Here is a 17,733-nt window from a genome sequence, read left to right on the forward strand (position 1 = left end):
AAACGGAAGGATAACTTTTTGCAAAATCGGCTGTCAGGCCCTCAGATCGTAAAGCGATAGCCGGCGCCCCAGACGGTCTCGATGAACTGCGGATTGGAGGGATCGGCCTCGACCTTCTCTCGGATTCTGGAGATGTGTACCGTCACTGTAGCGATGTCGCCGCTTGATTCCAATCCCCAGATTCGCTCGAACAGCTCATCTTTATTAAACACCCGGTTAGGATTCGAAGCCATGAACAGCAGCACTTCGAATTCCTTGGCGGTGAGCGATACTTCCTTGCCGTGTACGAAAACCCGATGCGACGACTTGTGGATGGACAGTTCGCGGATATCAATGCGATCCGTACTTGCAGCTTTCTGTCCGCCTGTGAACCGTTCATATCGCGCCAGATGCGCCTTCGCCCGGGCGACCAGCTCGTTCGGGCTGAACGGCTTCGTGACGAAGTCGTCCGCGCCAAGGCCGAAGCCCCGGATTTTATCGATATCCTCTTTTCTCGCGGATACGATTAGAATCGGCACATCCAGCTGTCCCCGGATCATCCGGCAGATCTCGAAGCCGTCCATGCCCGGCAGCTGAAGATCGAGAATGATCAGATCATAGCTTCCGCCAAGCGCCTTCTCCGCGCCTTCGCGGCCATCGTGGCACACATCCACGCCGAAGTCATGCAGCAGGAAGTAGTCCTTTTGCAGCTCTGCAATATAAGGGTCATCTTCAATGATTAATATTTTCTTCACCATGCATCACCGACGATCTACAAAGTTTTTTAGTGTAAAACGGATGGTCGTGCCTTGTCCGGGCTCACTGCTTGCCCAAATCACGCCGCCATGCCCTTCGATAATCTGCCTTGCAATCGCAAGCCCCAGTCCGCTGCCGCGAACGGATGGGCTTCGTGACGCTTCCTCCCGATAAAACCGCTCAAAGATATGAGGCAAGGCCTCCGGGTGAATGCCCGGGCCGTTATCCGTAATGCTGACCAGGACTTGTTCTTCCTGTCGCTTGATGCCGATCGTTAATCGCTTCGGATGCTGATTCATATACTTCAGGGCGTTGTCGAGCAGGTTCATCAGCACACGCTTCAGCTTCTCGCGATCGGCGAGCACGTACAACGGCTGCGCTTGTTCTTCTTCATCCCATTGCATCTTCACGGACTGGTTGTCCAATTCGATCGACAGCTCGCTTACGATACGATGCAGGAACGGACTCAGCTCCACCTGCTCGAACGAGAAAGGCTCCTTGTTCAGATCAAGCTTGGAGTAGAAGAGCAGCTCGTCGACCAGCCGTTCCATATCGGAGGCTCTCGTATGGATGGCCTCCACATACTTGTTCAGCTTCTCCGGCGTATGCGTCACACCGTCTCGAATGCCCTCGGCATAACCTTTGATCGTCGTAATCGGCGTACGGAGATCATGCGATATATTCGAGAGCAGCTGCTTGCGGTTGTCCTCGTAATGGAGCTGAAGCTGGACCGACTGATGCAGCTTATCACGCATTTGATCGAAGGTCTGGACAAGCTGTCCCACTTCATCGCGTGAGGAAGCCTTAAGCTCATAGGTCAAATCGCCGTCTTTGATATGCTCGGCTGACTTGCGGAGTTGGTCCAGCGGATGGACAATCTTCCGGGTGACGTAGCGATAGAGCAGGAAGCCGGTTAATAATAAAATCGCGACAAAGACGAATATTAACAGGGGAAGCAGCGTTCTGATCATCTCGGCGAAGGGGCTTCTCTCCCGCAGGACAAAGACACTGCCCTTCTCATCGGCCTCTGCGGAGAAATAGAAATCAAACTTCGCGTACGAGAAAAAATGATTGCCCGCATTCATCGTATGGCGAATGGTGTTGTTATACATATCGTAAGGCGGTAATACCTCGTCCAAATTAACATCCTTAAGCTTGGGAGCGGCATAGAGGATCTTATCGTTCTCCCGGACGACCAGCATTGCCTGCACCATCTTTAGCTGATAATCATATTCCTCGAGTATCTGCTTATTTTTGAGCTGGGCGGGGTCATGCTTGGCGAGATATTTCATGTCGAGAAATAAATTTTCTTCTTCCTCGGAGAGAGGGTGGAGCGAGAGATGAATCTTGTAAAAGCTGCTGATGCTGCGGAAGTCGCCTGTAACAGCGACGGATAGAAGGTAAGCGGCAAGCACGAATAATATGACGGAGATGACGACGACCGATGTGAACGACAATAGCAGTCTGAAGCGAATAGACAACGTCTCACCCTCCCGTATAAATCGATTGTAAGCGTAGAATGGCACATCCCGCGCATTATTTATGAATTGTAGTGGAGAAAGTTATTCTGCGCAACCGCGGAGTGAATCATAATTTACATTGACATATCGAGAATATTCGATATAATGATAAACATGAATCCAATCGAAGTGTTCAAGGCATTGTCCAACGAGTCGAGATTGCAGATTTTGGAATGGCTGAAGGAACCGTATGACCATTTTAGACCCCATGAAGGGATTGATATGAAGGAAATCGGGGTATGTGTAAGTCAATTTACCGAAAAGCTGAGCATGACGCAGTCTACGGCTTCTCAATATCTATCGATATTGCAGAGGGCAGGCCTCATCAAGACGAGGCGTATCGGCAAATTTACGTATTACCAGCGAGATGAAGAGGCGATAAAGAGCCTGGCAGATTTCTTGAAGCGCGAGCTATAAGTGAAAACTGAGTTCTTGAATAAGGAATTCAGTTTTACTCCGGCCAATCAATTCGACATATTGCGATTTATTTATTTTTTTTAATTAACATATCGATAATTCGTAATTTGTCTTCATATAAAACAAAGCATAGGAGTTGGGTCATATCATGTCCGTTAGTTGGAAAGTATACATTTTAGCTATTATCAGTTTTTTAGTGGGAACATCGGAATATATTCTATCCGGCATTTTGGATAAAGTAGCGGCTTCGTTCGGCGTATCGCTCGCTTCCGCAGGGCAGCTTATTACGGTTTTTTCGCTTGTCTATGCGATATGCACGCCCATTCTTATGGCATTAACCGCGAGTATGGAACGGCGCAAATTAATCATTTCCGCTCTTGGCTTGTTTGCTGTCTCTAATTTATTGGCGTTTGTCCTTCCGGGGTATGGTTTATTCGTCGCTGCTAGAATCATTATGGCGCTTGGGGCGGGGGTTGTCGTCGTTACCGCTTTGAATATTGCGGCTAAGATCGCTCCGAAGGGCAAGCAGGCCAGCTCGATCGCTACGGTTATTATGGGATTTACGGCATCTCTCATTATTGGCGTCCCGCTTGGACGGGTAGTATCGGACGCGATTGGCTGGAAGTATGTATTCGGCTTTATTGCGCTGCTCGGAATGATCGCAATGTTGATTATCTATTGGACCATCCCGCGTATGAAAGGGGATGAGCCCATACCGCTGCGCGAGCAATTGGGGCTGCTTAGGAGGCCGAAGGTCGCTTTGGGGTTGTCGATCACCTTCTTTTGGCTTGGCGGCTACTCGATCGCGTATACGTATTTGTCGCCCTATCTGCTTCAAGTGTCGGGTTTGAGCGATTCTTATATCAGCGTAGCTTTGCTCGTATTTGGCATAGCCAGCTTGATTGGTTCAAAGATTGGCGGGGCCGGCACGGATAGATGGGGAATTCATCCTACATTATTTGGCGGTATGACCGTGCACATTGTGATGCTGCTCGCTTTATCATTTGTAGGAAATACGCTTGCCGGCATACTTGTCGTATTAACCTTGTGGTCCATTTCGGCATGGTCTTCGGGACCGACTCAGCAATACTATTTGACGACGATTGAGCCGGAGGCTTCCGGGGTCATGTTAGGACTTAACCAGTCGATGATGCAGCTTGCAATGGCAGCGGGTGCGGGCATTGGCGGGGTTGTTGTGGAGGGAATATCGCTTTCGGCCATTACTTGGATCGGAGCGGCAGGCGTAGCGATTGCTATCATCGCGGCTCTCATCCTTATACGTCTTGGGTCAGAGCGAAAGATGAAGGTTCAGGGGCAAGTTATAGATCAAGGATAAACTGGAAATTGAAGACTCTGTTTTCTAAAACCCGGCTCCGCATGCTATGATGGTGTCAAATCATACCTAATAGCCAGGGAGACTCATATGGAGAAGACCAAGATTCTTATTATCGAGGATGAAGCTGCGATTGCCGAACTGCTCGCCTACGGATTATCGAAGGAAGGTTATGTGGCGCAGACGGCAAATACCGGCGCAGCCGGACTTCGAGAGGTGGCGCAATTCATGCCGGATCTGCTCATTCTGGACTGGATGCTGCCGGATCAGAGCGGGTTGGAAATATGCAAAAAAGTAACCGCGAGCTTCAACATTCCTATTCTGATGATTACGGCCAAATCCGATATTACCGATAAAATTCTCGGCCTCGAATTCGGGGCGGACGACTATGTGACCAAACCCTTCGATCTGCGCGAGGTGATTGCCCGAATCCGCACCATTCTTCGCAGAGTGGCTCAGGCCAGCCGTGCCGGCCAAGAAGAGAACGGGAGCGATACGCTGCAGATCAAGCATATGGAGATTAACCGTCAAGAACGACTGGTGAAGAGCAAAGGCGCTATGGTGGAATTGACACCCAAGGAATATGACTTGCTGCTCAAGCTAAGCGGCCATCGGGGGCGAATCTTTTCGCGGGAAGAGCTGCTGGAGCTGGTGTGGGGTTACGATTATGTCGGCGAGACCCGGACGGTCGACAATCATATTCAGCGGCTGCGCAAGAAGCTGGACGCCAGCGACTTGATTACGACGGTATTCGGCGTTGGCTACAAATTCGAGAAGGATGCAGATTAGCGATGAAGCTGCGCATCCGATCCATCCGGACCAAGTTTATCATCGGTTTTTTTCTGATCTTCGCGGTATCCTTCGTGCTGCTGAATCAGACCGTCACAAGCATTATTCGGACAAGCAACCAGAATATCATTACAGATGATCTGATCGGGCTGAAAAAAACAGGCAGCAGCTATGTGCGCCAAGCCTTCCTGATGAATCACTTCGGCAATGACGATATCTACTTCGAGCAAATCGCGGAGGAAATGATTCGCGATCTCTACTATGCGACATCCAGCGAGGTCAGCGCTTATTCCATAGACGGCAAGCTGATCCATGCCTCCGATCCTTCCGTATTCACTGGTACAACAGTTGATGATCTGGAAGAGGCGATCCGCGGCAATACCGCGTATACCATCTCCTATGAGGAAGGAACGGCAAGCGTTCTGTATGCCTATCCGGTCGTCATCGACGGCGTGAAGGTCGGCATTCTTCGGTATGCCAAGCCGTTCGATCTGCTGTATGAGCAATCGGGGCGCATCCTGAATGCGGTTTTCTATATTGCGCTGGCGATCTTCGCGGCGGCGTTCCTGTTCTCCTACCTTTTATCGCGCCATATTTCAATTCCGCTGACGAAGCTGGCCGCTGCTTCGAATGAAGTGACGAAAGGCAATTTGGATATGCGCCTTTCTATGAAACGGCAGGATGAGATCGGCAGGCTTGCAGTCAACTTCAACGAAATGATTGATCGATTGAAGAACCAGATCGGCAAGATTGAGCGGGACCGCGATCGGCTGGAGAAGCTGCATTTGCAGAATAAGCATTTTTTTGACCATGTGACGCATGAGCTGAAGACGCCGCTCACCTCGATATTGGGCTATGCGGAGCTGATTAAGGAGAATGGGAAGAGCGATCCCGCTTTCTTTGCGAAAGGCATGAATCATATTGTGGATGAAAGCCGCCGGCTGCAAGACATGGTGGCGTCGCTGCTGGAGACGTCGAAGGAGCAGGGGCGCTGGGAGGAGACTGGACGAATCGACGCGGGGCAGCTTCTAAGGGATGTGTGTGACGCGATGTCCTTCAAGGCGCAGCGCTACAAGAAGGTGATTCGCATCGAAGCAGCAGGGGAGCTGTATGTAGAGGCACAGCCTGACAAGCTTCGCCAGTTGTTCATCAATCTCATTGACAATGCGATCAAGTATGGGCATCCTCAGTCGCATATTGAGGTGAAGGCGAGCGCTGAATCCGGCATGATCCGCTTCGAATTTGCCAATACGAGCGATCCCATATCGTCTGAGCGGCTGACGAGCTTGTTCGAGCCGTTCCGTACGGACGACGAGAAGCTGGCAAGAGAGCAAGGCAGCGTAGGGCTAGGCCTTCATATTGCGCAATCCATTGTGGAGGGATTGAACGGAACGATCGCGATGGCAAGCGCGGACGGAATGACGCGTGTAACAGTGCTGCTGCCGATTGCAGCGGAGGGGGTGGGATGGTCATGAATGCGAAACGAATGCCATGGCCCGCTTGGATCGCCGGGGCAGTCCTGCTGCTGCTCTTATCTGGCTGTGCGGGAGGACTGCGCACCGAGACAATCCTTATTCCCGATCAACCTGAGACTGTGCCAGACACGGGAAGCGGACATGCCTTCGACGTGAATACGATTTACCGGCTGCCGGGAATGGAAGAATTCAATGTGAGCTCGTGGCGGTGGATGGCATCGGATATGCTGGCTCGGCTTTCATGGGGGAGAGGCGGCTGGGAGAGTATCGACCGATATGCGTCACCGTACGAGAAGCCGGAGAAGCTTCTTAAGCTGGAAGGCTATCCGCTTGAATTCAGCGACGTATCACCGAATGGCCGCTATTTCGCCCATTTAGCACCTGGCAATGGAGACCAACATCATTCAACCTTAACGCTGGTATCGATTCCGGAAGGCGTCAAGACAGAGGTCAATTCGCCATATCTGCTGCCAAGATCGGCTGCGCGGGAGCTGACGTGGTCTAGCAATAGCCGATTTGTCTCTTCCTTCTACATGGATGAACAAGGGGGAATTGGCATTGCGGTCTATGATGCCGAGCTTGGCGAGCTGATAACGTATATGATGCCGGACCAGAATAAGTCTTCGCTCCTTCACAGCGTGAAGCTGTCGGCGGAAGGAGACGGCGCGATTGTGGTCAGATCGGAGCCAGGCAAGCTTACGAGCTTTGTATTGGGCCTATGGAAGGACGGCCGATTCGTCAGTGAATACGAGCATTCGCTCCATGAGAATGGAGGGGTGGAGTGGCTCGATCCTAATCGTGTCGTGTTTGCCGGTACGGATGGAACGCTGTTCGTCTATGACCGGCGCAATGGGGATCTATCTGTATTAATGGATCAGAGCGGTGCATTCGCCTTATCCGCAGACAGGCAATACATTGCCTATTCGACCGATGAGGCGACCATTGACGTTGCAAAGCTGCAAGGCAACAATCTGTTGAACAAGACAACGGTGTACCACGGCTTGATCGCTGATGAGCTGGCATGGAGCCCGGACAAAAGCGCGCTATTGGTGCAGGGGCGCAAGCCTTACGAGGCACCGTCAGTCGTAGCGCCGGCCGTTGCGGCTGAAGAACCGCTTCCTGCTCCGAGTCAACGGGACCTGTTCGGTCAACAGGCGATTATTATCGCATTCAAGAGCAATAAGTAGGACATACACACATGAGCATCTTCCAAGACGGGGATTCGACGCGCTGCGAATCGTTGACAGAGGATGCTTTTTTTTGTGACAACTTGTAGACATCTCCCACATGCTTTCGTGACATTGCTGCCTTACAGTGAGGAGGCAGGCAACACAGGGGCAAAGATAGAAGGGAGACGCTATACGATGAGAACAAGATTTATAGGCATACTGACAAGTTTATTGTTGATTTTTGCATTGGCCGCATGCAGCGGCTCGAATGATGCGGGTAATGGGGCGACAGGCGGCCAGCCTTCGAATACCTCTGGGGATAGGCAATCGGACAGCGGCAATAGTGAGGGGGGACCATCTCCTCAGAACGGCAGCGGATCAGGTATCTCAAAAGGTGAGAAAAAGACCATTGTATTCTCGACCTTCTGGAAGGATGAGAAATTCGCGGAAGCCAAGAAACGGTATGAAGCGCTTCATCCTAATATTGAGATTAAGCTCGATTATATCGATACAGACAATGACCAAGTGGAGGCCGATCTGGAGAAGTTCGCCACGACGGTCAATACCGCGATGCTGGCGGGAAAAGGGCCCGATCTGCTGGAGATGGACAAGCTGCCGATCGATAGTTATGTGAAGAACGGCCTGCTGATTGATCTGGAGACGATGATCGAGCGGGACCAGACGTTTAAGCGTGACGATTATTTTACGAATATTTTGGATAACGCCAAGGTAGGCGGCGGGTTGTACGGCATGCCGCTTTCGTTCTTCCTTATGGGCTTCGCAGGCGATGCGGATGCCATTGCCAAGGCAGGCGTGCAGGTCGATGACAAGAGCTGGTCCTGGGAGGATTTCGCTCAGGTTGGGAATAAGCTGGTGAAGGACGGAGAGTTCAAGAACGTGATCGCGGCCACTCCGGGCAGCCTGCTGACGATGATGGTGACCGACCATTATGCCAGCTTCGTCGATGTGAAAAACAAGAAGGCGAGCTTCGATTCTGCGGCGTTCATCGCGATGATGCAGCAGGTGAAGAAGATGTCGGAGGAGGGCGTTATCGGCGAAGGGCGTCCGTATTTCTTTCCGACCCAGATCAACTCGGCAGGCGATTACCTGACGACGATGCAGGAATATCTCTCCAAAAACATGCATCTGTACGCCAAGCCGCATACGAAGGAGACAACCCCTGGGGGCTACTTCCGCTCGTACCGAACGATCGGCCTGAATGCCAAGTCTGAAGTGAAACAGGAAGCCTGGGATTTCATCAAATTTATGATGTCGGAGGAAATGGCCTATTCGCCGCTTTCGGCCGGATTCCCTATTAATAAGAACGTATATGCGAAGGGCATCGAGGAGTTGAAGGGGATGGGTTCGGTGAAGGGGCATGAGGAAGGGCCGCTCAAGGGAGCATCCGTGCAGGTGGACGATGCCCGCATCGAGCGATTGAACGGCTATGTGAGCGGAGCGGTTCATCCCGTAGCGTATCAATCGGACAAAATCGAGGAGATCGTCTATCAGGAGACGATGGCTTTCTTCAGCGGACAGAAGTCGGCGGAGGCTGTTGCGAAGCTGATCCAGAACAAGGCGACTACCTATCTGAATGAGTAAGAGTAAGCTGCAGCGCTGGATGCGCAGGGATGCCGCCGCCGCGCTGTTGTTTCTTGCCCCAAGCGTAATGGGATTCGGGATCTTCTATGCGATCCCGTTCCTGCTTGGCATCTACGAATCATTCACGGACCGGACAATGGGAGGCGCGTTTGTCGGCTTGGACAATTACAAGGAGCTGCTGGATAGCGGCTCCTTCCGCAAGGCGGCAGGCCATACGCTGCTTTTCACCGCTGCAGGTGTTCCTCTGTTAATCGTGTTATCACTCGGCCTGGCGATGCTGTTGAACCGCAGCTTGTATGTTCGGAATGGGCTGCGGACCGCATTTATCATCCCGCTCGTCGTGCCGGTGGCTTCGATCGTGATGATCTGGCAAATCTTTTTTGATTGGAACGGCACGCTTAATGCCTGGCTGCATGCGATGGGCAAGGAGAGAGTCGATTGGCTGCAATCCGATTGGTCAATGGGCATCATTGTCATGATGTATGTGTGGAAGAACATCGGCTACAACATGATTCTATTTCTGGCGGGACTTCAGTCGATTCCGAAAGATTATTACGAGACGGCGAGAATTGAAGGAGCGGGAAGGCTGCGTCAGTTATTCGGCATTACGCTTGTGTATTTGACGCCCACGATGTTTTTTGTCGTACTGATCTCGATCATCAATTCATTTAAGGTATTTCGCGAGACGTATTTGCTGGCGGGCGATTATCCATATGACCGCATTTATATGCTGCAGCATTTTATGAACAACATGTTTTTTTCGCTCGATATGCAGAAGCTGACGGCTGCCGCTACGCTGATGGTCGGCTGTATTGTGCTGCTTGTATCGGGGATGCTTCGGGTGGAGAGGCGATTCCGTGAGGATATGGAGTAAGGGGGAGTGGCAAGTGAGGAAGAGATGGGAATGGCTTCCCCGGCTGGCTCTGTCGCTATGGCTCGGATCGCTCGCGGTACTGATGCTGGTGCCTATTCTGCTGACGGTGACGAATTCGCTTATGACGGAGCGGGAGATTGGGCTGAACTACGGCTTGCTGGGGCAGATGGTCGATACGGCTTCGGGCGGGAATAACGCTTTCGTCAATCTGAAAATAGTGCCCGACTGGTTGTCGTTGGAGCAGTATACGCATGTGCTGGTGCTTGCGCCCAAGTTTTTGCGCATGTTCTGGAATTCGGCGGCGATGGTCTTGCCGATCATCGCGGGACAAGTCGCTGTAGCTGCGCTCGCTGCTTATGCTTTCGCCAAGCTGCGGTTTGTGGGAAGGGATAAGCTGTTCATGGTCTATTTGATGACGATGCTGATGCCTTTTCAGGTGACATTAGTGCCCAATTATCTGGTCATCGACTGGCTAGGGCTGATGAACAGCGAGGCCGCAATCATATTACCTGGCATCTTCGGCGCGTTCGGCGTCTTTATGCTGCGGCAATTCATGGCTCATATTCCGTCTGCCTATACCGAGGCGGCCAAGATGGATGGAGCGGGGCAATGGACGATTTTCCTGCGCATCGTTCTGCCGCTGGCGAAGCCGGGGCTCGCGGCGCTTGTCGTGCTGCTGTTCGTCGACTACTGGAATATGATTGAGCAGCCGATTATTTTTTTGCAGGAGGCTTCTAAGCAGCCGCTGTCCCTCTATCTGTCTTATATCGACAAGGAGGCGAGAGGCATCGCGTTCGCAGCGTCCGTACTATACATGACGCCGATGGTGCTGCTGTTCCTTTATGCGGAATCCTATTTTGTCGAGGGCGTGCAGTTGTCGGGCATCAAAGGGTAGATGAGTTTGGGAGTGATGGAGTGTGGAGATAGAAGAGGTGACGGCGCATGCGAAAAAAAGAAAGCTCCGCCTCGCAGCCGGTATATTCATAGGTTTGCTCATCTTGCTGACGCTTGCGGGGAATACGCTGCAATCCTTGACGCTGCCCAGGGTATACACGGTGGAGGCGAGCAGCGGCGAGCTGATTCACGCCTATCAAGGCATATCTGTGGTGTATCCTTCGGAGGTGAAGGAGCTGGCTAATCCGGCTGGCTGGAAGGTGTCGAAGGTGCTGGTGAAAAAGGGGGAAATGGTGCAAAAAGGGCAGACGCTTGTCGAATATGATGATTCGGAGGCAAAGATGCAATTGGAGGACCAATATTCGGCTTTGAAAAAGCTGCAGATGTCAATGGAGGGGCTGGAGCATAATTACAAGTTGGGCTATATGTCCGAGGATGTATCGGCCAAGATGAGCGCCAAGCTTGCGATTGAGACCGCCAAGCTGGATATGGACGATCAGAAGCGGCGTATTGAACGGTTGGAGTCGGAAGCGAGCGAGCATCATCGGTTAACGGCTCCGTTCGACGGTCTTATCTTGGACGTGCTTGCGGAGGAGGGATTCGGCGGCTCCGGCTCTCCGGATGTGCGCATATCCAGTACCGCGAGAGGCTTTCAGGCGGACTTTGCCATTCCCCAGTCGCTCGCGGAGCTGCTCCAAGCAGGAGAAGACCTTGAGGTAGAAGTCGATGGCGAGAATCGCCGCGTAACTACAGGTCAATTGGCTGAATGGATTGCGGCTGATTCTTCAGCGGGGAATGGGGCAGGCAGCGGAGCGGGTAGCGCCGCTGGCGGGCAGAATGCTCCGACTGCGTCGATCAGGCTGCTCCTCAGCGACCAAGAGCTTCGCGGAGGGGAGAAGGTCAGCCTGAATCTGAAGCGGTCCAAGGCAACAGACAGCGTAATTGTTCCGAATGAAGCGATCCGCAAAGATCTGGAAGGTGCGTACGTCTATATCCTGAATGAACAGCAAGGTCCGCTGGGCAATGCCTACTACGCCATGCGCGTATCCATTACAATCGCTGATGCCAATGAAACATCCACTGCTGTTAGCTCCGGGCTGTTCGACAAGCAGCGTGTGATTCTAAGCAGCAGCGAGCCGGTGATGGATGGGATGCGGGTGCGGTATTAAGGACGATATTGGTGAAGTCCGAACCTAGTTCGGACTTTTTTTGGATGCAATCGACATAAATTACGTCAAAATCATTGACATAAATTATGTCAATGCGTATATTGGAGTCATAAAAGATGTCAGCAGGTGATGAAAATGAGAGAAGCGCATCAAGTACAGACGGTATTGGAGTATTTGGTCATGCTGAATGAACTGTCCTATTCTGGTATCGGACGAAAGCTTAACATTACGCCGCAGCAGTTCTCCGATTGGATCAAGAAGCGCAGGCCGATTCCGCAGGAGAGGCTTCATGAGCTTGCCCATTATTTTGGAGTAGTGCCAGACGCGCTCATTGATTCGAATTATTATGCGAAGCCGCTGACGCTGCTTGGACGGATCGAGCTCCATATGCGGCTTGTAGAGCAGAAGATCGCCGCACTGGAAGCCGCTGGCGCGGAGCGTGAGGATATGGAGCCTTATTACGAGAAGCAGAAAGGGCTCAGGCGGGAGAGGGAGGATGAGATTCGACTGGCTAGAGCAGCAGAGCTGCTGCGGCAGGGGGATCATCAGATTCGTTCAATTATTGATGAGGTGCTGGATGTGCTGGAAGCGGGACATGTCGATGAGTTGATCCGCAAGCTGAAGAGGGAGGGTTCGTAGATGAGCACGGCCATTTACTTGAGCAGGGATACCGTGAAGATGCTGGGCAAAAATCAGGATGTCCCTTACGATGGGGCGTATCTGTTCACCAATAGCCGTCAGGTTGCCAAAAAAGCGATGGTCATGCCTCCGGCGAAGCCGATGAATTGGATATCGCGTTTCGGAAGCATTACCGTGTCTCAGGTAGGCAAGGAATACCCGAATGGGGGGATGAATGAGGCGGGCCTAGTCGTGGAGCAGACGACGTTATGGAGTTCATTCTACCCTGAAGTTGGGGCGTTTCCTGCGATTGGTGAATTGCCGTTGATTCAGCTATTGCTGGATACATGCGAAAACGTGCAGGAGGCTATTGAGCTGGCTGCCCGGGTACGTATCGCCGAGCCCATGTCCCGGCTTCACTATATAATGGGCGACGCGCTAGGAGAGTGCGCAGTCCTCGAATATGTGGACGGTGAGTTGAAGGTGTATGACAAGGAGTCGCTGCCGAAGACGATTCTGGCGAATACGCCTTATCGCGAAGCGCTGGCCGATCTGGCCGATACGCGGAATCATTGGCAGCGATCTGATGATGATTACGCGCGGAACTCCATGGAGCGCTTCACCATCGCTGCTGCTGCGGCATCATTGCCTGTGCCGTCAGGCAGAGAGTCCAGGACGGCATATATGCTGAACGCGCTGATGGCCGCGGGAAGAGAGGATACGGCATACAGCCTCGTGTATGACATTGCGGACAAAAGGCTCTATTTTAGAACAAAGCGATATCCGGCACTGAAGAGGATTGAGATGACGCACCTGGACTTCTCGCCGGGGGCTAGAACGCTGGCCCTTGATCTCCATCAGCCGGAGGAAGGTGACAGAGGGAGTCATCTGATGCCTTATGATCAGTCGCTTAACTTTCGAGTAGTCCAATCCTTCTTCCGGGACCCGGTTCTGACAGAAGCATTCGGCTGGAGCCTGTCGGATGAGATGCTGGAGTTCCTGTCAGCTATACCAGACTCCTATGAGGAAGCGGCAGAGAAGAGAGAGTTATAGAATTGCGAACGAGGATATGTCTTAAGCCCATCAAGGGCTTGAGGCGTTTTTTTATTTGGCGAATCGCTTATTCTACTCTTCCAAGTGTTCGACAGCTTATGAGCAAACTGCAGATCGTCCTGTAAAATTAAGGAGCCAATCCAGGTAAACTCTGCTAAAATAACTAAGGGATGCGGACTGGCAGAACTATGTTGCTTTGTAAATTTTGCATCGATCTGGGACGTTGCACGTAATTAGTTTTATGGAGAGATGGATAATGGTTCCACTCAGTGCTCGGAGAGCCCATTCGATGGAATGGAGGGGGTGTATCGGATGAATAGCGCCAAGGCGGTTAAGCTGCTTGGATTAATAATCGGAATCGTAGTACTGAACATCGCAGTATTGTCCCCAGGGCTGCTGGGGGTCGAGATTGGAGGCGACAGCGTACTGGAGACGGCCTCCGGCATTACGCTGCTGGTTGTCAGCTTTTTGGTGCTTCTGTATGGAAGCTACACGCTGCTCATTAAACCTCCGTATGTGCCGCCTGTAAGAGAGGTTAGGACACATGAGGATTATGTAGCTGCGCTTGCACAGTTCCGCAATGTGAAGGGCTTAAAGAAAGAAATCGCCCTTGCTCTGGATCAGCTCGATCGGATCGATAAGAAGAAGGATACGCTGCTTGATGTGCTGGAGCAACGATTCGACCCCTCGGAATTAAGCTACAAGAAGTTTATTTCGGTTATTGATGAGGTTCGCAAGCTGTTTTATCTGAATATTCGCGGTATCCTGAACAAGCTTAGCGTCTTTGACGCCCAAGAGTTCGCCAGCTTTGCCGGCCAACAGCACAAGCCAGGTCTCTTCTCGAACAGGCTGGTGCAGGAGAAGGCGGCGCTCTATCAGGAATACATGGCTCATATGTCCGGATACCTGGGGGTCAATGAGGAGATTTTGCTGAAGCTGGACAAATTGCTGCTGGAGATTTCCTTGCTGGGCAGCACGGATTACCGTGATGTGGATGATATGCCTTGCATGAAGGAAATCGATCAGCTCATAAAACAAACTAAATTTTATAAGCAATAAGGGGGAGTGGGACATGGCAAACAAAGGCAAGGCGTTTTTTGTACTAATTGCTATAGCCGCTGTTGTTTTTGGACTCGTATATGCAGGAATTACATTAACCTCTAATCTGGGCAAGTCGGATTCGCAGGTGAACACGGAAGACGCGGGCAAGCGCCTGGATAAGCTGTACAAAAATATTAACGTCAATAACGTTGAGCCAGTGAAGGGTCAGATCGACCTTGATCCGGTTGCGGTCGGCGATTCCTTGCCGGATATCTCGAAGTTTGCGGTTTCGGTCGAGAATACGACAGACAGCTTCGTCGAGATTTTCTCCTCCACGGAGAAGTCCGGTACCGGCATCGACGGCTGGCTGAATGAAGTGGCGGAGGCTTTCAATCAATCGAATGCGCAGGTGAACGGCAAGCCTGTATCCGTCAAGATTCGCAATATTGCTTCAGGCACAGCCACGGATTATATACGGTCGGGCAAATATGTTCCGGATGCGTTCACGCCATCCAATGAGCTGTGGGGAGAGATGGTGAAGGCCGAGGGGATATCGGCCGAGCTAGTCTCCAAGCGCCTCGTCGGCAACGTGACGGGCATCGTTACACGTAAAGCGAAGTACGATGAGCTGGTTGAGAAGTACGGATCGATTAATGTAAAAACCATTACGGATGCAATCGCGGACAATGAGCTGTCCATGGGCTATACCGATCCTTTTGCAAGCTCGACAGGCCTTAATTTCCTTGTGACTTCACTCAGAACATTCGATCATACGGATTTGCTTGGAGAGACTGCGGTGCAAGGGTTCGAGCGCTTCCAGGCGAATGTGCCGTTTATCGCCTCGACGACGATCCAGATGCGTGACGCGGCCAAGACGGGCATGCTGGACTCCTTCGTTCTGGAATACCAGACATATGTGAATGCAGCGGATCTGAAGAGCGGTTATGTGTTTACGCCGTTCGGCGTAAGGCATGACAGCCCGCTGTACGCGCTTGGAGATCTGCCGAAGGAGAAGCTGGATATCATTAAGGCGTTCGCGGATTTCGTTGCCCAGGATAAGAACCAGAAGCTCGGGACAGAGAAGGGCTTCAACGGCCTGGAGGAATACCAGTCGGAGCTGGAGGCGGTTGATGGCGGTACGCTATTATCTGCACAAAGATTGTGGAAAGAGAAGAAGGACGGAAGCAAGCCGATCGCAGCCGTATTCGTAGCCGATGTATCCGGCAGCATGGACGGCGAGCCGCTGAACCGCTTGAAGGAATCGCTCTTGCAGGGACAGAAGTATCTCGGCCGCGACAATAGCATCGGATTTGTGTCCTATTCCAGCGACGTGTCCATTAATCTTCCGATTGCGAAGTACGATACGAATCAGCAGTCCATGTTCGTCGGAGCGATTAACAGCCTGCAGGCAAGCGGCGGGACGGCGACGTTCGACGGCATCGTCGTTGCGATGAAGCTGCTTCAGGATGAGGTGGCACTGAATCCCGACGTGAAGCCGGTCATCTTCGTGCTAAGTGACGGGGAGACGAATGAAGGCCATTCGCTTAAGGATATTAGAGGTCTGATCGAGACGTATAAAATTCCGGTTTATACGATCGGCTATAACGCTAATATCGAAGCGCTGAAGAGCATATCAAGTATTAATGAAGCTGCCAGCATCAACGCTGACACCGATGATGTCGTGTACAAAATCGGCAATCTGCTGAATGTTCAGATGTAAGTTGTAGCGAGGTTTGGAGCAAGCGTTTGATATAAATGGAGTACCTATTCGCTAAGGAGGGATTGCATGTCGTTTACGATGGAAGTGATCAAGCCGGAGGAAATAAAATCTGCGATTGAAGAGCAGGTGAAGCCGGAGCCTGAGGAAGTAAGCCAACTGAAGGAGCTTGCGCAGAACAATGTATCCTCGATTCTGGCACTCGACATCGAGTCGCTGGAGAAGCGCAAAGAAATATTACAATCGATCGACAGCTTCGGCATGAACACGATGAAGTCGTCCTCGGACAAAAACTCGCTATTGCAGGTTTCCGTAGGAAAGCTGTCCAAGACGGGCGATGAAGGCGGGCAAGTGGCCAAAGGCCTGACAGAGCTGCATTTGCAGCTTAAGGATTTGGACCCTAGTGCGGTCGACTTTGCCAAAGGCGGGTTCCTGGGCAAGCTCTTTAATCCGCTGCGTCATTACTTTGCGAAATACCAGAAGGCGGATGCCGTCATCTCGGATATTATCACTTCCTTGGATAAGGGCAAGACCGTCCTCAGAAACGACAACACGACGCTTGAATTCGAGCAGCAGGCGCTGCGGGATCTGACGAAGCGTCTGCAGAAGGAAATTCAGCTCGGCGTGCTCATGGACCAGGAGATCGAGGCTCAGATAGAAGCGGCAAAGCTTCGTATGGAATCGGAGGACAAGATTCGCTTTATTACGGAGGAAGTGCTGTTCCCGCTGCGCCAGCGGGTGATGGACCTGCAGCAGATGCAGGTCGTGAACCAGCAAGGCATTATGGCAATCGAGGTCGTCATGCGGAACAACAAGGAGCTGATCCGCGGCGTTGACCGGGCAAGGAACGTAACCGTATCCGCTTTGAGGATTTCGGTAACGGTAGCAAGCGCGCTCTATAACCAGAGAATTGTGCTGAAGAAGATCGAGCTGTTAAATCAAACAACCGATAATCTCATTAGCGGCACGTCCAAGATGCTGAAGAATCAGGGCGCGGCGATCCATAAGCAATCGCTGGAGACGAGCATTTCGGTAGACACGCTGAAGCAGGCATTCTCTGATGTTCTGGAGGCTTTGGACTCGATCAGCACCTACAAGCAGGATGCATTGCCGAAGATGAGAGATACCATCACTCAGTTCAGAGAGCTGGCTGACAGCGGTGAACAGCAGATTCAGCGTTTGGAGAAGGGGCAGAAGCTGGGGCTATAATCCATTCAAGTGATCAATGATTAAGACCATACATGATTAAGGACCCAAAGGAAAGGGGCGCTGATGCGCTCCTTTTTTCATTAAATGACGCATATAGACATTAGAATGAGAAAACCTC

General features: G+C 51.8%; 16 protein-coding genes. 14 read left to right on the forward strand and 2 right to left on the reverse strand.

What is annotated here, in order from left to right; translation table 11 throughout:
• Positions 1 to 41: 41 nt before the first annotated feature.
• Both D3P07_RS24260 and D3P07_RS24265 read right to left on the reverse strand, forming a co-directional pair.
• Positions 42 to 737: a response regulator transcription factor gene (locus D3P07_RS24260; RefSeq protein ID WP_119803192.1), complete on the reverse strand. Its 696-nt coding sequence runs from the start codon at positions 735 to 737 to the stop codon at positions 42 to 44.
• Positions 738 to 740: 3 nt separating this feature from the next.
• Positions 741 to 2,216, reverse strand: coding sequence for a sensor histidine kinase (locus tag D3P07_RS24265; protein ID WP_119803194.1), 1,476 nt, complete (start codon positions 2,214 to 2,216; stop codon positions 741 to 743).
• A gap of 153 nt (positions 2,217 to 2,369) precedes the next feature.
• Here D3P07_RS24265 and D3P07_RS24270 point away from each other — a divergent pair, with 153 nt between their 5' ends.
• The 14 genes from D3P07_RS24270 to D3P07_RS24335 all read left to right on the forward strand — a co-directional run bounded on the left by D3P07_RS24270 (position 2,370) and on the right by D3P07_RS24335 (position 17,615).
• Positions 2,370 to 2,672, forward strand: coding sequence for an ArsR/SmtB family transcription factor (locus tag D3P07_RS24270; RefSeq protein ID WP_119803306.1), 303 nt, complete (start codon positions 2,370 to 2,372; stop codon positions 2,670 to 2,672).
• 148 nt (positions 2,673 to 2,820) lie between these two features.
• A complete protein-coding gene (locus tag D3P07_RS24275) occupies positions 2,821 to 4,008 on the forward strand; it encodes an MFS transporter (RefSeq protein WP_119803196.1) in 1,188 nt (395 codons plus the stop codon).
• Between the two features lie 87 nt (positions 4,009 to 4,095).
• The gene (locus tag D3P07_RS24280; RefSeq protein WP_119803198.1) at positions 4,096 to 4,794 is read left to right on the forward strand and encodes a response regulator transcription factor; all 699 of its coding nucleotides are present in this window, start codon (positions 4,096 to 4,098) and stop codon (positions 4,792 to 4,794) included.
• A 2-nt stretch (positions 4,795 to 4,796) separates the two neighbouring features.
• A complete protein-coding gene (locus D3P07_RS24285; RefSeq protein ID WP_119803200.1) occupies positions 4,797 to 6,269 on the forward strand; it encodes a sensor histidine kinase in 1,473 nt (490 codons plus the stop codon).
• On the forward strand, positions 6,266 to 7,456 hold the full coding sequence (locus tag D3P07_RS24290; RefSeq protein ID WP_147384567.1) for a WD40 repeat domain-containing protein: 1,191 nt from the start codon (positions 6,266 to 6,268) through the stop codon (positions 7,454 to 7,456). The genes D3P07_RS24285 and D3P07_RS24290 overlap by 4 nt, the downstream gene beginning before the upstream one ends.
• A gap of 177 nt (positions 7,457 to 7,633) precedes the next feature.
• Positions 7,634 to 9,040 (forward strand): ABC transporter substrate-binding protein, encoded by a 1,407-nt coding sequence (locus tag D3P07_RS24295; protein ID WP_182914492.1) that lies wholly within the window; start codon positions 7,634 to 7,636, stop codon positions 9,038 to 9,040.
• Positions 9,033 to 9,914: a carbohydrate ABC transporter permease gene (locus D3P07_RS24300; RefSeq protein ID WP_182914493.1), complete on the forward strand. Its 882-nt coding sequence runs from the start codon at positions 9,033 to 9,035 to the stop codon at positions 9,912 to 9,914. Before D3P07_RS24295 ends, D3P07_RS24300 begins: the two co-directional genes overlap by 8 nt.
• A gap of 82 nt (positions 9,915 to 9,996) precedes the next feature.
• Complete coding sequence (locus tag D3P07_RS24305; protein ID WP_119803310.1) at positions 9,997 to 10,809, forward strand: carbohydrate ABC transporter permease; 813 nt, start codon at positions 9,997 to 9,999, stop codon at positions 10,807 to 10,809.
• A gap of 22 nt (positions 10,810 to 10,831) precedes the next feature.
• A complete protein-coding gene (locus D3P07_RS24310) occupies positions 10,832 to 11,977 on the forward strand; it encodes an efflux RND transporter periplasmic adaptor subunit (RefSeq protein WP_119803206.1) in 1,146 nt (381 codons plus the stop codon).
• A gap of 135 nt (positions 11,978 to 12,112) precedes the next feature.
• Positions 12,113 to 12,616: a helix-turn-helix domain-containing protein gene (locus tag D3P07_RS24315; RefSeq protein WP_259391680.1), complete on the forward strand. Its 504-nt coding sequence runs from the start codon at positions 12,113 to 12,115 to the stop codon at positions 12,614 to 12,616.
• Positions 12,617 to 13,648 (forward strand): linear amide C-N hydrolase, encoded by a 1,032-nt coding sequence (locus D3P07_RS24320; RefSeq protein WP_119803210.1) that lies wholly within the window; start codon positions 12,617 to 12,619, stop codon positions 13,646 to 13,648.
• Positions 13,649 to 13,960: 312 nt separating this feature from the next.
• Positions 13,961 to 14,707 carry a hypothetical protein gene (locus D3P07_RS24325; RefSeq protein WP_119803212.1) on the forward strand — a complete coding sequence of 249 codons (747 nt, stop codon included), beginning with the start codon at positions 13,961 to 13,963 and terminating at the stop codon, positions 14,705 to 14,707.
• 13 nt (positions 14,708 to 14,720) lie between these two features.
• Positions 14,721 to 16,409, forward strand: coding sequence for a vWA domain-containing protein (locus D3P07_RS24330; RefSeq protein ID WP_119803214.1), 1,689 nt, complete (start codon positions 14,721 to 14,723; stop codon positions 16,407 to 16,409).
• A 66-nt stretch (positions 16,410 to 16,475) separates the two neighbouring features.
• Entirely contained in the window at positions 16,476 to 17,615 is a 1,140-nt protein-coding gene (locus D3P07_RS24335) for a toxic anion resistance protein (protein WP_119803216.1), read from the forward strand.
• Positions 17,616 to 17,733: the final 118 nt, after the last annotated feature.

The organism is Paenibacillus sp. 1011MAR3C5 (genome assembly GCF_003591485.1).
In the GTDB taxonomy this organism is placed as follows: Bacteria; Bacillota; Bacilli; order Paenibacillales; family Paenibacillaceae; genus Pristimantibacillus.

Bases quoted from the DNA above. Each gene is read 5' to 3' on its own strand.
- D3P07_RS24275 (WP_119803196.1), top strand. From the start codon at position 2,821: ATGTCCGTTAGTTGGAAAGTATACATTTTAGCTATTATCAGTTTTTTA.
- D3P07_RS24260 (WP_119803192.1), bottom strand. From the start codon at position 737: ATGGTGAAGAAAATATTAATCATTGAAGATGACCCTTATATTGCAGAG.
- D3P07_RS24335 (WP_119803216.1), top strand. From the start codon at position 16,476: ATGTCGTTTACGATGGAAGTGATCAAGCCGGAGGAAATAAAATCTGCG.
- D3P07_RS24320 (WP_119803210.1), top strand. From the start codon at position 12,617: ATGAGCACGGCCATTTACTTGAGCAGGGATACCGTGAAGATGCTGGGC.
- D3P07_RS24280 (WP_119803198.1), top strand. From the start codon at position 4,096: ATGGAGAAGACCAAGATTCTTATTATCGAGGATGAAGCTGCGATTGCC.
- D3P07_RS24300 (WP_182914493.1), top strand. From the start codon at position 9,033: ATGAGTAAGAGTAAGCTGCAGCGCTGGATGCGCAGGGATGCCGCCGCC.
- D3P07_RS24290 (WP_147384567.1), top strand. From the start codon at position 6,266: ATGAATGCGAAACGAATGCCATGGCCCGCTTGGATCGCCGGGGCAGTC.
- D3P07_RS24270 (WP_119803306.1), top strand. From the start codon at position 2,370: ATGAATCCAATCGAAGTGTTCAAGGCATTGTCCAACGAGTCGAGATTG.
- D3P07_RS24325 (WP_119803212.1), top strand. From the start codon at position 13,961: ATGAATAGCGCCAAGGCGGTTAAGCTGCTTGGATTAATAATCGGAATC.
- D3P07_RS24295 (WP_182914492.1), top strand. From the start codon at position 7,634: ATGAGAACAAGATTTATAGGCATACTGACAAGTTTATTGTTGATTTTT.
- D3P07_RS24305 (WP_119803310.1), top strand. From the start codon at position 9,997: ATGCTGGTGCCTATTCTGCTGACGGTGACGAATTCGCTTATGACGGAG.
- D3P07_RS24330 (WP_119803214.1), top strand. From the start codon at position 14,721: ATGGCAAACAAAGGCAAGGCGTTTTTTGTACTAATTGCTATAGCCGCT.
- D3P07_RS24285 (WP_119803200.1), top strand. From the start codon at position 4,797: ATGAAGCTGCGCATCCGATCCATCCGGACCAAGTTTATCATCGGTTTT.
- D3P07_RS24315 (WP_259391680.1), top strand. From the start codon at position 12,113: ATGAGAGAAGCGCATCAAGTACAGACGGTATTGGAGTATTTGGTCATG.